The 12960-nt window shown below is 61.5% G+C and carries 13 protein-coding genes; 7 read left to right on the plus strand and 6 right to left on the minus strand.

What is annotated here, in order from left to right:
- Nucleotides 1–19 precede the first annotated feature (19 nt).
- Genes AC5SEM_RS16735 through AC5SEM_RS16750 form a run of 4 tightly spaced genes read left to right on the plus strand, consistent with a single transcriptional unit; the run spans nucleotide 20 to nucleotide 3599 of the window.
- Nucleotides 20–949 (plus strand): metal ABC transporter substrate-binding protein, encoded by a 930-nt coding sequence (locus AC5SEM_RS16735; protein ID WP_116030570.1) that lies wholly within the window; start codon nucleotides 20–22, stop codon nucleotides 947–949.
- Nucleotides 946–1794, plus strand: coding sequence for a metal ABC transporter ATP-binding protein (locus AC5SEM_RS16740; protein ID WP_371043786.1), 849 nt, complete (start codon nucleotides 946–948; stop codon nucleotides 1792–1794). The genes AC5SEM_RS16735 and AC5SEM_RS16740 overlap by 4 nt, the downstream gene beginning before the upstream one ends.
- The gene (locus AC5SEM_RS16745; protein WP_007917717.1) at nucleotides 1794–2693 is read left to right on the plus strand and encodes a metal ABC transporter permease; all 900 of its coding nucleotides are present in this window, start codon (nucleotides 1794–1796) and stop codon (nucleotides 2691–2693) included. Before AC5SEM_RS16740 ends, AC5SEM_RS16745 begins: the two co-directional genes overlap by 1 nt.
- Nucleotides 2694–3599, plus strand: coding sequence for a metal ABC transporter substrate-binding protein (locus AC5SEM_RS16750; RefSeq protein ID WP_495470865.1), 906 nt, complete (start codon nucleotides 2694–2696; stop codon nucleotides 3597–3599).
- 178 nt (nucleotides 3600–3777) lie between these two features.
- On the opposite strand, the gene AC5SEM_RS16755 is transcribed toward AC5SEM_RS16750, so the two are convergent.
- From AC5SEM_RS16755 to AC5SEM_RS16775, 5 genes are all read right to left on the minus strand, one after another.
- Nucleotides 3778–4002, minus strand: coding sequence for an MbtH family protein (locus tag AC5SEM_RS16755; protein WP_064391340.1), 225 nt, complete (start codon nucleotides 4000–4002; stop codon nucleotides 3778–3780).
- Between the two features lie 83 nt (nucleotides 4003–4085).
- Nucleotides 4086–5498, minus strand: a complete 1413-nt coding sequence (locus tag AC5SEM_RS16760; RefSeq protein WP_495470866.1) for an aspartate aminotransferase family protein — start codon at nucleotides 5496–5498, stop codon at nucleotides 4086–4088.
- A 142-nt stretch (nucleotides 5499–5640) separates the two neighbouring features.
- Nucleotides 5641–6126: a GNAT family N-acetyltransferase gene (locus AC5SEM_RS16765; protein WP_495470867.1), complete on the minus strand. Its 486-nt coding sequence runs from the start codon at nucleotides 6124–6126 to the stop codon at nucleotides 5641–5643.
- Nucleotides 6127–6341: 215 nt separating this feature from the next.
- Complete coding sequence (locus AC5SEM_RS16770) at nucleotides 6342–7664, minus strand: ATP-binding protein (RefSeq protein WP_495470868.1); 1323 nt, start codon at nucleotides 7662–7664, stop codon at nucleotides 6342–6344.
- A complete protein-coding gene (locus AC5SEM_RS16775) occupies nucleotides 7664–8344 on the minus strand; it encodes a response regulator (RefSeq protein WP_053122214.1) in 681 nt (226 codons plus the stop codon). Before AC5SEM_RS16775 ends, AC5SEM_RS16770 begins: the two co-directional genes overlap by 1 nt.
- A 153-nt stretch (nucleotides 8345–8497) precedes the next feature.
- Between AC5SEM_RS16775 and dsbD the strand changes: the two genes are divergently transcribed.
- From dsbD to dsbG, 3 genes are read left to right on the plus strand one after another with little or no spacing between them, the layout of a single operon-like run.
- Nucleotides 8498–10231 carry a protein-disulfide reductase DsbD gene (gene dsbD / locus AC5SEM_RS16780; RefSeq protein ID WP_077573887.1) on the plus strand — a complete coding sequence of 578 codons (1734 nt, stop codon included), beginning with the start codon at nucleotides 8498–8500 and terminating at the stop codon, nucleotides 10229–10231.
- On the plus strand, nucleotides 10231–11112 hold the full coding sequence (locus AC5SEM_RS16785; protein WP_077573888.1) for a TlpA disulfide reductase family protein: 882 nt from the start codon (nucleotides 10231–10233) through the stop codon (nucleotides 11110–11112). Before dsbD ends, AC5SEM_RS16785 begins: the two co-directional genes overlap by 1 nt.
- Nucleotides 11088–11858, plus strand: a complete 771-nt coding sequence (gene dsbG, locus AC5SEM_RS16790) for a thiol:disulfide interchange protein DsbG (protein WP_495470869.1) — start codon at nucleotides 11088–11090, stop codon at nucleotides 11856–11858. The genes AC5SEM_RS16785 and dsbG overlap by 25 nt, the downstream gene beginning before the upstream one ends.
- Before the next feature lie 94 nt (nucleotides 11859–11952).
- Here the strand turns inward: dsbG and AC5SEM_RS16795 are convergent, their stop codons facing one another.
- Nucleotides 11953–12777, minus strand: coding sequence for an alpha/beta fold hydrolase (locus AC5SEM_RS16795; protein ID WP_495470870.1), 825 nt, complete (start codon nucleotides 12775–12777; stop codon nucleotides 11953–11955).
- Nucleotides 12778–12960: the final 183 nt, after the last annotated feature.

The raw sequence follows: 12960 nt of genomic DNA on the forward strand, positions 1-12960 counted from the left end.
GAGAGAAGACCGTTTGCCCATGTCTATTTCATCGTCTCGCCGTCCATTGTTGCGTCTGTTTCTGCTCGGCCTCTGCGCCTGCCTGCTCAGCCCATTGGCCATTGCCGATCAGGCCAAACGCCTGCGCATCGGCATCACCCTGCACCCCTATTACAGCTATGTGGCGAACATTGTCGGCGACAAGGCCGAGGTGGTTCCGCTGATTCCCGCTGGCTTCAATCCGCATGCCTACGAACCGCGGGCCGAGGACATCAAACGCATCAGCGGGCTGGACGTGATCGTGCTCAACGGTGTCGGCCATGACGACTTTGCCGACCGCATGATCGCCGCCAGCGAAACGCCGGACATCAAAACCATCGAAGCCAACGAAAACGTGCCGCTGCTGGCCGCCACCGGGGTTGCCGCACGCGGTGCCGGTAAAGTGGTGAACCCGCACACGTTCCTGTCGATCAGCGCCTCCATCGCCCAGGTCAACAACATCGCGCGCGAACTGGGCAAACTCGATCCGGACAACGCCAAGACCTACACCCAGAACGCCCGCGCCTACGGCAAACGCCTGCGGCAGATGCGCGCCGACGCGCTGGCCAAACTGACGCAAGCGCCGAACGCAGAACTGCGCGTGGCCACGGTGCACGCCGCTTATGACTATTTGCTGCGTGAGTTCGGCCTGGAAGTGACCGCCGTGGTCGAGCCGGCCCACGGCATCGAGCCGAGCCCAAGCCAATTGAAGAAGACCATCGACCAGTTGCGTGAACTGGACGTGAAGGTGATCTTCTCGGAGATGGATTTCCCCTCCACTTACGTCGAAACAATCCAGCGTGAGTCCGGCGTGAAACTGTATCCGCTGTCGCACATTTCCTACGGCGAATACACCGCCGACAAGTACGAAAAGGAAATGACCGGCAACCTCAACACCGTGGTGCGGGCGATTCAGGAGTCGGGCGCATGACTTCCAGAGAGATCCTTTCCCCCGAAAACACCGAGTCCCCTGTGGGAGCGAGCCTGCTCGCGAAGGCGTCGGTCCAGGCAACATCTTCGTTGGATGACATACCGCTATCGCGAGCAGGCTCACTCCTACAGGTTTCGGGGCCGACTCTGGATTTTGCGGGGATTTGTCTGACGCTGGGGCGCACGACGATTCTGGACAAGGTCACCTTCCAGGTGCAGCCCGGCAGCGTGCATGCGCTGGTAGGCCCCAACGGTGGCGGCAAGAGTTCGCTGATCAAGACCCTGCTCGGGCAAATGCCGCATCAGGGCCAGCTCAGCCTGCAATGGCCCGGCGAACCCGGGACCATCGGTTATGTGCCACAGGCGCTGGAGTTCGATCGCGGTTTGCCTTTGACCGTCGACGATTTCATGGCCGCCATGTGTCAACGTCGCCCGGCGTTTCTCGGTTTGAGCAAGCGTTACGCCGGCGCCATTGGCGATGCGCTGGAACGCGTCGGCATGCAGGACAAACGCAAGCGGCGCATGGGTGCGCTGTCCGGCGGGGAACGGCAGCGGGTGCTGCTCGCACAAGGCTTGATTCCGGCGCCGCAATTGCTGGTGCTGGATGAACCGATGTCCGCCCTTGATGAAGCCGGGATTCAGGTGTTCGAGCGCCTGCTCAATGACTGGCGCGCGGCGGGCATCACCGTGCTGTGGATCGAGCACGATCTGGAAGCGGTCGGGCGTCTGGCCGATCGGGTCACCGGCCTTAACCGTCGTGTGCTGTTCGACGCCACGCCACAACAGGCGCTGACCCCGGAACGCCTGCTGACGCTGTTTTCCACCCATCCACGGAGCGCTGCCTGATGAGTTACGAAGCCTTTCGTTTGATGGTGCAAGGCTGGGCCTCGTCCGGTTATCTGCCGGAAGCACTGGCCTACGGTTTTGTCGTAAATGCTTTGCTCGCTGGCCTGCTGATCGGCCCGGTGCTCGGCGGCCTCGGCACGCTGGTGGTGGTCAAGCGCTTCGCGTTTTTCTCCGAAGCGGTAGGCCACGCGGCGCTGACCGGCGTGGCCATCGGCATCCTGCTCGGCGAACCGTACACCGGGCCCTATGGCAGCCTGTTCGGCTACTGCCTGCTGTTCGGCATCCTGCTCAATTACCTGCGCAACCGTACCGGTCTGGCGCCGGACACCTTGATCGGCGTGTTTCTGTCGGTGTCGCTGGCACTCGGCGCGAGTCTGCTGTTGATCCTGGCGGGCAAGATCAACGTGCACATTCTCGAGAACGTACTGTTCGGCTCAGTGCTGACGGTCAACGGCAACGATCTGGCGGTGTTGGCCATTGTCGGCTCGCTGGTCATGGCGTTGGCCCTGCCGCTGTACAACCGCATCATGCTCGCCAGTTTCAACCCGCAACTGGCGGCCGTGCGCGGGGTGGCGGTGAAAACCCTGGATTATCTGTTCGTGATTCTGGTGACGCTGATCACCGTGGCGGCGGTGAAAGTCATCGGTGCGATTCTGGTTGGCGCACTGCTGGTGATTCCAGCGGCAGCGGCGCGTTTGCTCAGCCAGTCGCTCAAGGGCTTCTTCTGGTGCTCGGTGCTGATCGCCACGGTCAGCACGTTGTGCGGGATCCTGGCGCCGATCGTGTTCGACCTGCCGATTCCATCCGGCGCCGCGATCATTCTGGTCGCCGGCATTGCCTTCGCCCTCGCCGCCATTGCGCGCGGGGTTGTCCCGAGTCTGAAAGGGAATCTTGGATAAATGACTTTTTCACTGCGACAACTGACCTTGGCCATGACCCTGTGCGGTGTGGTCTGCTCGCCGTTGATGGCCGCCGAAAAAGCTAAGCCGCTGCAGGTACTGGCCTCGTTGCCCATCACCTTTGGCTTGGCAGAAGCGCTGCTCAAGGGCACTGATGTCAATCTCGAACGCGCGGCGCCGGCGAACCTGCCGGGCAGTCGTCAGAGTGCCTACTTCACCGGGCGTGGCGCTCCGGCCCTGAGCAAACTGGCAACCGGTGCCGATGCCGTGATTGGTGTGCGCTCGCTGTGGCCAGATGACCAGTTGTACCCGATCGCCCGTCGCAGCAATATCCGCATTGTCGAAGTCGACGCCGCGCGTCCGGTCGACGGCGCCCTGCCGGGCATTGCCGTGCAACCGGATCTGAAGGTTGATGGCTTGAACAGTCAACCGTGGCTGGCGAACAACAACATGGGACGCATGGCGGATGTGATGGCGGCGGATCTGGTGCGCCTGGCACCGAGCGCCAAGCCTGCGATCGAGGCGAATCTGGCGACGTTGAAGCAGCGTCTGTTGAAGCTCAGCGCCGATAGCGAAGCGCGTCTGGCCAACGCCGACAATCTGAGTGTGTTGAGCCTGAGCGATCACTTCGGTTATTTGATCGGCAGCTTGAATCTGGAGCTGATCGGCGAGGATCCACGCCCTGATACCGAGTGGACGCCTGAGGATCTGAAAAAACTGACGGCGACGCTAAAGGACAATGATGTCGCGGTGGTGCTGCATCATCGGCAGCCGTCGGAGCCGGTGAAAGCGGCGATTGCCGAATCGGGTAGTCGTCTGGTGGTGTTGAGCACCGATGCGGCGGATCCGGTGGCGGAGCTGGAAGGCAATGTGGATTTGCTGTTGAAGGGTTTGAGCGGGGCTTAATTTCAGCTGAAACCGCGTTATCGTTCATCGCGAGCAGGCTCACTCCTACAGGGGGAGCGCATTCCAAATGTAGGAGTGAGCCTGCTCGCGATGAGGCCAGCCCGGACTACACAAATCCAAGGCAAGAAAAAACCCGCTGACTGTGACCAGTCCAGCGGGTTTGTTTTTGCCCGGCCGCTTATTGCGCGGCGGCCTGCCCTTCCATCTTCTGGCGCAGGCTCAGCGGACGCATGTCAGTCCAGGTTTCTTCAATGTAGGCCAGGCACTCCTTTTTCAGGCCGCTCTTGCCCACAGTGCGCCAGCCTTCTGGCACGGCTTTGTAGTCCGGCCAGATCGAGTATTGCTCTTCGTGGTTGACCACGACCTGAAAGAGGATGTCCTCGCGGTCGAATACTGACGTCATGCTGGTTCTCCATCGTTATAAGGGTGGGCTGCACGAGGCGTGCAGCCGGGTATGTAGAAAGAACGTTCGGCGCGGCGAAAAATTTACAGCGCCGCGGTGGCAGCGGCCAAAGCGCGACCGAAGATTTGCGCAACACGGTCGATTTCGGCAGCAGTAATCACCAGCGGCGGCAGGAAACGCACCACCGCGCCATGCCGGCCGCCCAGTTCCAGAATCAGCCCACGCTTGAGACATTCGCGCTGGACCAGCGGCGCCAGTCGCGCAAACGCCGGCGGATGACCGAGCGCATCCGCTGGGCCGTTCGGCTCGACCAGCTCTACCCCGAGCATCAGGCCACGCCCCCGAATATCACCCAGTTGCGGGAAGTCGCGTTGCAGGATGCGCAGGTGCTCACTGAGGCGTTCGCCCATGGCAGCAGCGTGTTCGCAGACCTTGTGCTCTACCAGATAACGCATCACCGCAGAACCTGCCGCCATCGCCATCTGATTGCCACGGAAGGTGCCGGCATGCGCGCCCGGCTGCCAGGTGTCGAGCCAGTCGCGGTAGACCACCACAGCCAACGGCAGGCTGCCGCCAATGGCTTTGGACAACACCACCACATCCGGGGTGATGCCAGCGTGTTCGAAGGCAAACATCTTGCCGGTGCGCGCAAAACCGCTCTGGATCTCGTCGACGATCAGCGCCACACCGGCCTTCTCGGTGATCCGACGCAAGCCGCGCAACCACTCGATGTCCGCCGGAATCACGCCGCCCTCGCCCTGCACCGCTTCGACGATCACCGCTGCGGGCAGTTGCACGCCGGCTTCCGGATCGTTGAGGAGGTTTTCCAGGTAACTCAGGTTAGCCTTCACACCTGCTGCGCCACCGAGGCCGAACGGGCAACGGTAGTCATACGGGAACGGCATGAACTGCACGCCATTGCTGAGCAAGGCACCCAACGGCTTTTTCGGCCCCAGGCTACCCATCAGGCTCAACGCACCCTGGCTCATGCCGTGATAACCACCGGAGAACGACAGCACGGTGCTGCGCCCGGTCGCCGTGCGTACCAGCTTCAGCGCCGCTTCCACGGCATCGGTGCCGGTCGGCCCGCAGAACTGGATTTTCGCTTCAGCCGCGAGGGCCGATGGCAGCAGACCGAACAGGTCCTGCACGAACTGATCCTTGACCGGCGTGGTCAGGTCGAGGGTGTGCAGCGGCAATTCATCAGCCAGCACCTGTTGGATCGCTTCGATCACCACCGGGTGGTTATGCCCCAGCGCCAGTGTGCCGGCACCGGCCAGACAGTCGATGAACGTGCGCCCTTCAACGTCTTCGACATACAGGCCTTTGGCGCGCTTCAGAGCCAATGGAATACGTCGTGGATAGCTGCGCGCGTTGGATTCCTGGCGGGCCTGACGGGCCAGCAGTGGCGACTCATTGAACTGGTACAGCGTTTCGGCCGGGGCCGAAGTAACCCGGGCCGACGACTCTTCGATAAGGCTGGTGGCGACTGACATCTCTCGACCCCTCAATTGGCTATGGATAGTGACCAAAACAGCACACCGGACAGGTGCGCATTCCGATCGCGGGGCGCACTTGCAGGTTTTCCTGTTCTGGAAACGCTTAAGGGGCCTGAGGATTTAGCCCGTGATCGAGTTGTCAGCCCGGCGCTGCCATCGGCTTGTGCATGGGCAGGGTCTGCAAGCCTTGGTATTCGAGGGGCGGCGCTGATTTGCGATAGCCCAGACGCCGATAAAATGCCTGGCCGGTGCGCGTGCTGTTGAGATCAGCGTGAGAAACACCGCGAACCCGTAACCAGCCTTCCAGATCCAACATCAGCGCTCGCCCGACGCCCCGGCGAAATGACTCTGGCTGGACGTAACACAGCAAAATGCCGCCGCTGGCCTGCGCCATGCCGACACCGGCCGGTTTGTTCGCCAACAGCGCGATGCAGAGATAGAAGTGCGGATCGGCCAGTCGTGCACTGATGAAATCGGCGGATTGCAGGCCGATCCATTGGCTGACGAGTGATGGATCGTTACGGTGATCGAGCGCACATCCGATGCGGATCGAACGTTCGATGATGCGGCTGATGATACCGGCGTCGGCCAGTGTGGCCGGACGAATACAGATGGGTGCTTCCATGGCGCAGTTCCCTCAATCCATTGAGTCAAAGCTGCGTTGACCTTACGCCCAGACCAAGCGGATAGCGAACGCCGAGAGGTTACATTTGATGTGCCACAACACCTTCCCCTGTGGGAGCGAGCCTGCTCGCGAAAGCGGTTTGGCAGCCACACTGATGTTGAGTGTGCCACCGTCTTCGCGAGCAGGCTCGCTCCCACAGGGGATTTGCGGTGGAATCAGACCGGTTGCAACGGCATGGTCAGTTCGACGCGCAGGCCATCCGGGCGGCTGTCGAAATGCAGCGCGCAGTCACAACGCTGAACAATTGCCTGAACAATCGCCAAGCCGAGGCCGCAACCGGTGCTCTGGCCGTTGCGCCAGAAACGTTGGGTCAGGTGTTGCAGGTCATCCGGCGCAATCCCCGGGCCATGGTCGCGCACGACAAAACGCACGCGGTTGCCAATGGTTTCCAGGCTCAGCTCAACCGCGCAGTCCTCAGGAGTATGGCGCAGGGCGTTGTCGAGCAGATTGCGCAGCGCCGCAATCGACAGCACCGCCGGCATTTGCAGCGGTGCAACGGAAAGTCCGGTCGGCAGTTGCAGTTTGATGCGCAGGCGCTCGCCACCGGTGGCGTCCTGAATGGCCAGGCGTGCCACTTGCTCGGCGCTGCATTGCGAACCGTCATCGAACGACAGACTGCCCTCGACCCGCGCCAGCAACAGCAGTTGCTCAAGGGTTCGATGCAGACGATCGGCGCCTTCCTCGGCCCGCGCCAGCGACTGATCGCGGGCGCTGCCATCGGTCATGCGCGCGACTTGCAGGTGCGTTTTGATCGCCGTCAGCGGGCTGCGCAGTTCATGCGCCGCGTCACCGGTCAGACGGCGCTCACGCTCAATGGTCTTGCCGATGCGTTGAAACAACTGATTTTGCGTTTCCAGCAGCGGCTTCAATTCACTGGGAAAGGTCTGGATCTGCAACGGCTCGAGCGAATCGGCATTGCGTCGCATCAGCGCTTCCCGCAGACGGTTGAGCGGCGCCAGCCCCTGGCCGATGCCCAGCCACAACAGGCACAGGCAACCCAGCAAAGCCACGCCCACCGGCACCGACGCCGCCAACAGGATCGACATGTTCAGGGCTTCGCGCTCGATCTGCCGATCGGCGGTGGTAATCCGCACATCGCCGCGGGCGAGGGTGAAGCTGCGCCAGGGCGCGCCGTCGATCATCTGGTCATGGAAGCCCATATTCTCGGCTTCCAGCGCCTGTTCGGGATTGTTGTGGCTGCGCGCGAGAATTTCCCCACGCAAGGAACTGACCTGACAGGCCATGCCGCCGGGGATATTCAATTGTTCGGCACTGAAATGCGTGCCCTCGCCTTTGCTTGGCAGTGTCGGCAACTGTTCCAGCAGCCCGGCGACCATGCGCGCCGACGCCACCAGACGCTGGTCGAGGGAGAACATCATCTGATTGCGCAGGTCACTGAGCATCCAGGCCGCCGCCAGCGCCCAGATCAGCGCAAACGCAGCGCCGAGGGTCAGGCTCAGGCGCAGTCGCAGGCTCATCACTTGCCTTGATCTCCACCGTCAGCCGGGCCGAGGCGATAGCCCAGACCGCGCACGGTTTCAACGATACCTTTACCCAGTTTGCTGCGCAGGTGATGGATGTGTACGTTCAGCGCGTTGCTTTCCAGCTCATCGTTGAAGCCGTAGACGCTGTCTTTCAACTGTTCGGTGGACAGCACCCGGCCACGATTGTGCAGCAGCGCCTGCAACAGCGATTGCTCACGGCGCGACAAGTCCACCGGTTGCCCGGCCAGCATGGTTTCACGACTGCTCGGGTCGTACGTCAGCGCGCCGTGCTCGATCAGGTTGACGCTGCGCCCGGCAACCCGGCGCAACAGGGTTTGCAGACGGGCGAACAGTTCGCGCAGATCGAATGGTTTGAGTAGGTAATCGTCAGCCCCGGCCTGCAGGCCGTCAACGCGGTCGGTGACCGAGTCGCGCGCGGTCAGGATCAGCACCGGAATTTCCAGGCCGCTCTGACGCAGTTGTTGCAGCAATTTGAGGCCATCTTCGTCGGGCAGGCCGAGATCGAGCACCATCACGTCAAATTCGGCGACCTTGAGCATCGCCCGCGCTTTCGACGCGGTGTTGACGTGCTCAACGGTCAAACCCTGAGCCGTGAGACCGGCAACGATGCCGCTGGCGATCAGCTCATCGTCTTCGCAAACCAGTACGTGCATGGTGAGTCCCGTAGAAAAAAGCCGATTAGGCAGTTGGCCGATTAAGCTGACATTATGCCCCGAACGTCACAGCGACAAGGGCGTGGCGGTTAATCATCGGTTAATCGCCGCCGCCCATTGTGCACCTCACTTGCACAGGGACAAGGCTCCTCCATGCGTCATTTTTTTCTTTTGTTTGCTCTGCTGATTTCCAGCCTGGCCCAGGCCGGGAACAATCCATTTGATACCAAGCCGGAGTTTCTGCCGGTCGACAAGGCGTTCGTGCTCACCTCCGAACGTCTTGAATCCGGTGAAACCCAGCTGTTCTGGCAAATCACCGACGGCTATTACCTGTATCAGAAACGCTTGAAATTCGATGGACTGAGCGCGCAGCAGCAGCCCGCGCTGCCTGAAGGCGAATCCCACAGCGACGAGTTCTTCGGTGAACAACCGGTCTATCGCCAAGGGCTGGAAGTGAAAATCCCGGCAGCGGCCACAGGCCAGATCAAGGTCAGCTACCAAGGTTGTGCCGATGCGGGTCTGTGCTATCCGCCGCAAACCCGGGTCATTGACCTGGGCGGCAAAGCGGCAGTGGCCGCAAGCGCTGAAGCGCCGGATCAGGCCTTGGCCAGCAGCTTGCAACAACGGGCGCTGGGCTGGAGTTTGCTGGTGTTTTTCGGCCTCGGGCTGTTGCTGGCCTTCACGCCTTGCACATTGCCGATGCTGCCGATTTTGGCCGGTATGGTGGTCGGCAGTGGCGCCACCCCGCGTCGAGGTTTCGCGCTGGCCGGCAGTTATGTGATATGCATGGCGCTGGTCTATGCGGCGATGGGTGTGATTGCTGCGCTACTCGGCGCGAACCTGCAGGCGTGGTTGCAGAATCCGTGGCTGCTCGGCACGTTTGCCGCGATCTTCGTGGTGCTGGCCTTGCCGATGTTCGGTTTCTTTGAACTGCAATTGCCGGTGGCCCTGCGCGATCGTCTTGAACACGCCTCGCGCAGTCGCAGCGGTGGCAGTCTGATTGGCGCCGGGGTGCTCGGAGCGTTGTCCGGTCTGCTGGTCGGCCCGTGCATGACCGCGCCGCTGGCAGGCGCCTTGCTGTACATCGCGCAGAGCGGCAATGCGCTGCACGGTGGCTTGATTCTGTTCTCGCTGGGCATCGGCATCGGTGTGCCGTTGTTGTTGCTGGTGACCGTGGGCAATCGCTTCCTGCCCAAACCCGGCGCCTGGATGAACCTGCTCAAGGGCGTATTCGGTTTCCTCTTCCTCGCCACGGCGCTGTTGATGTTGCGTCCGGTGCTCGATGCTTCGTTGTGGCTGGGCCTGTGCGGTGCATTGCTGTTGATCGCAGCGTTCTGTGCCTGGAAACAGTCCGAAGGTTTTGGCCGCGTTGCCCAACTGTTCGGCGCGACCTCGCTGTTGCTCGGCCTGTGGGGCAGTTTGCTGGTGATTGGTGCGGCGGGCGGCAGCGATGATCCGTATCAGCCGTTGCAGGTCTACAGCGCCGGCCGCTCCAGCGCAGCGCTGCCATCGGCTCATGACGCGTTCACCACGATCAAGGAGCCGGCGGCGCTGCAACGCGAACTCGATGCCGCCAAGGCTCAGGGTCAGTGGGTGCTGCTCGACTACTACGCCGACTGGTGTGTGTCGTGCAAAGTCATGGAGAAGCAGGTGTTCGGCAAGGACAAGGTCATGCAGGCGTTGAATGACGTACGCCTGCTGCGCCTCGATGTCACTGCCGACAATGCCGCCAGCCGTGAATTGCTCAGCCGCTACAAAGTGCCGGGGCCACCGAGCTTCGTCTGGATCGGCACGGATGGCGAAGAACGCCGCAGCCAGCGCATCACCGGCGAGGTAGATGCCGAGACGTTTCTGCAACGCTGGGCCACCACCCGGGACGCCAATTAATGCTGACTTTAACCCTCGGCACCTTTGCCATCGCACTTAACCACCTGCTGCTGATCAGTGCCCTGGCGCTGGCGACCTTTGTCGGCTGGCGGGTGGCCAAGCGCGGCGGCGATAACCCCGAGTCGGCATTGTTCAGCCTGTTTCTACTGGGCATGCTCGCGGCGCGGGTGGCCTTTGTGCTGCTGTACTGGTCGCACTATCGCAATGACCCGTGGCAAATCATCGATTTGCGTGACGGTGGTTTCCTCGCCTGGCCGGGTGTGATTGTGTTGCTGCTGGCGGCGCTGTATCGCGGCTGGCGGCGTCCAGGACTGCGTCGCCCGTTGGGTTTTGGCGTGGCCAGCGGTGTGGCGTTCTGGCTGTTGGCGACGTTGTCGTTAAACATCTATGAACAAGGCACCCGACTGCCGGACATCTCCCTGCGCAATGCGGCCGGGGAAACCATCCAGCTCAGCGACTATCAGGGCGGGCCGCTGGTGATCAACCTGTGGGCGACCTGGTGCCCGCCGTGCCGGCGCGAGATGCCGGTGCTGGAAAGCGCTCAGCAACAACGCCCCGACCTGACCTTCCTGTTCGTCAATCAGGCCGAAAGCATGCAGAGCGTGGCGACGTTTCTCGAAACCCAGGGCCTGAGCCTCAATAACGTGCTGTTCGACCGCAGTGGTCGGCTGGGTCAGGCCGTCGGTTCGATGGCATTGCCGACTACGCTGTTCTATAGCCCCGACGGTCGGCTGCTGAGCAGTCACCTGGGCGAGTTATCCAACGCCAGCCTGGCGCGCGCCCTGGAAAATTTTGACACCCCGACCCCGAATTCGAACCCGGCCACTGCTCCGGCCACCTCTGCAAGGAAACTGCCATGCCCCGCCTCCGCCACCTGCTGACGCTGACTCTGGGCACTGCCCTGCTGCACTTGCCGTCGGTGCAGGCTGCTGAAGAGTTGCCTGCGGCGATCAAACAGATCGAAGCCAAAGGCGCGAAAATCGTCGGCCAGTTCGATGCGCCCGATGGCTTGCGTGGTTATGCGGCGCAGTATCAGAACCGTGGCATGGCGCTGTACCTGACCCCGGATGGCAAACACGTTTTGCTCGGTAATCTGTACGACGCCGACGGTAAGGACCTGAGTAGCGAGCCCCTGCAAAAACTGGTCTACGCGCCAATGGCCAAGGAAGTCTGGGCCAAGTTCGAAGCGAGCAACTGGATTCAGGACGGCAACAAGGACGCACCGCGCACCGTGTACCTGTTCAGCGATCCGAACTGCCCGTACTGCAACATGTTCTGGGAACAGGCGCGGCCGTGGGTGAAATCCGGCAAGGTGCAACTGCGGCACATCATGGTCGGCATCATTCGTGAAGACAGCCCGGGCAAATCGGCTGCGTTGCTCGCTGCGAAGGATCCGGCCAAGGCCCTGGAAGATCACGAAAAGGCTGGCAAGGGCAGCTCGCTCAAAGCCTTGAAAGAGATTCCGGTGGCCGTGCAGAGCAAACTGGCGGCGAACATGCAGTTGATGGAAGACCTGGATTTGCAGGCCACGCCGGCGATCTTCTACATGGATGACAAGGGTGAGTTGCAACAGCAGCAAGGCGCGCCTGCGCCGGACAAGTTGGTGAAGATTCTCGGGCCTAAATAATTTTCGGCGCTTGGGCTGGCCCTATCGCGAGCAGGCTCACTCCTACATTTGGAATGCATTCTCCTGTAGGAGTGAGCCTGCTCGCGATTGAAGATTACTCGGTGTGTCGGTTGCGCTCGCTGAGGAAGGTAAACAACACCTCGGTGACAAACTGCGGATTCTCCAGATTGGAGATATGCCCCGCGTCCGACACCAGCACCCACGGGCAACCGATCAGCTCGGCCATTTCCCGCGCTTCCGAGGGTGGTCGTGGTTTGTCCTGATCGCCGCACATGACCAGCGTGGTCGCGGCATTCAGTTCGCTCAGCCGTAGCAACAAATCATCACGACCAAAAGTGATACGCCCCATTGGCACGATGCTTTCGCGTAGCTGATCCGGGGAGTACGCCGCCAGTTTCGCGCGGAAATCCTGATACAGCGCCGACTGCGGATCGATGCCCGGACGGAAGAAGATCGGTACGACGATATCGAGCAGTTGTTCGGAAATCTCGCCGGTGTCTTCTATCTGCTTGAACAGCGAGAAGTAGTATTGCCGGGTGGGTTCAGGTTCGACGCCAACGTAGGTGTCCATCAGCACCAGACCGTTGAGCCGTTGCGGTGCCGACAACGCCAGACGTACGCCCCACATGCCGCCGACCGACAGGCCAATCAGGGTGACGCGGTCGATATCCAGATGATCGAGCAAGGCCTGCGCCTGACGGGCTATGTCATCCAGTGATGCCGTGCCTTCAGGCAACCGCCCTGACTCGCCATGGCCCCACAGATCCAGCGCAATCACCCGATAGTGCGGCGATAATGCGGCGATCTGCGGCGCCCACATGGCCTGGTCCCACAAGTAGCTGCCGGCCAGCAACACCGCCGGGCCTGTGCCTTGATCAATGTAATGCAGCGCTTGTCCGTCAACCGTGAAAAAAGGCATCGACCACCCCCGCGACAAAAAAGAGAACCGGCAGACTGAGCTGCCGGTTCTTTATCGTCAACCCTGCAAATGTACGCGATTGTTCCGCCGCCATTCGCGAGCAGGCTCGCTCCCACACTGGATTATTGGCGTTCACAAAATCCCTTGTGGGAGCGAGCCTGCTCGCGAAAGGGCCGGTACAGG

Source organism: Pseudomonas sp. CH61 (assembly GCF_059429415.1).

What these genes read in the sequence shown, in the direction of transcription:
- AC5SEM_RS16760 (WP_495470866.1), bottom strand. Translation starts at nt 5,498, where the DNA reads ATGTCAGTCGCCACCAGCCTTATCGAAGAGTCGTCGGCCCGGGTTACT.
- AC5SEM_RS16770 (WP_495470868.1), bottom strand. Translation starts at nt 7,664, where the DNA reads ATGAGCCTGCGACTGCGCCTGAGCCTGACCCTCGGCGCTGCGTTTGCG.
- AC5SEM_RS16775 (WP_053122214.1), bottom strand. Translation starts at nt 8,344, where the DNA reads ATGCACGTACTGGTTTGCGAAGACGATGAGCTGATCGCCAGCGGCATC.
- AC5SEM_RS16745 (WP_007917717.1), top strand. Translation starts at nt 1,794, where the DNA reads ATGAGTTACGAAGCCTTTCGTTTGATGGTGCAAGGCTGGGCCTCGTCC.
- AC5SEM_RS16750 (WP_495470865.1), top strand. Translation starts at nt 2,694, where the DNA reads ATGACTTTTTCACTGCGACAACTGACCTTGGCCATGACCCTGTGCGGT.
- AC5SEM_RS16765 (WP_495470867.1), bottom strand. Translation starts at nt 6,126, where the DNA reads ATGGAAGCACCCATCTGTATTCGTCCGGCCACACTGGCCGACGCCGGT.
- AC5SEM_RS16795 (WP_495470870.1), bottom strand. Translation starts at nt 12,777, where the DNA reads ATGCCTTTTTTCACGGTTGACGGACAAGCGCTGCATTACATTGATCAA.
- AC5SEM_RS16785 (WP_077573888.1), top strand. Translation starts at nt 10,231, where the DNA reads ATGCTGACTTTAACCCTCGGCACCTTTGCCATCGCACTTAACCACCTG.
- dsbD (WP_077573887.1), top strand. Translation starts at nt 8,498, where the DNA reads ATGCGTCATTTTTTTCTTTTGTTTGCTCTGCTGATTTCCAGCCTGGCC.
- AC5SEM_RS16735 (WP_116030570.1), top strand. Translation starts at nt 20, where the DNA reads ATGTCTATTTCATCGTCTCGCCGTCCATTGTTGCGTCTGTTTCTGCTC.
- AC5SEM_RS16755 (WP_064391340.1), bottom strand. Translation starts at nt 4,002, where the DNA reads ATGACGTCAGTATTCGACCGCGAGGACATCCTCTTTCAGGTCGTGGTC.
- dsbG (WP_495470869.1), top strand. Translation starts at nt 11,088, where the DNA reads ATGCCCCGCCTCCGCCACCTGCTGACGCTGACTCTGGGCACTGCCCTG.
- AC5SEM_RS16740 (WP_371043786.1), top strand. Translation starts at nt 946, where the DNA reads ATGACTTCCAGAGAGATCCTTTCCCCCGAAAACACCGAGTCCCCTGTG.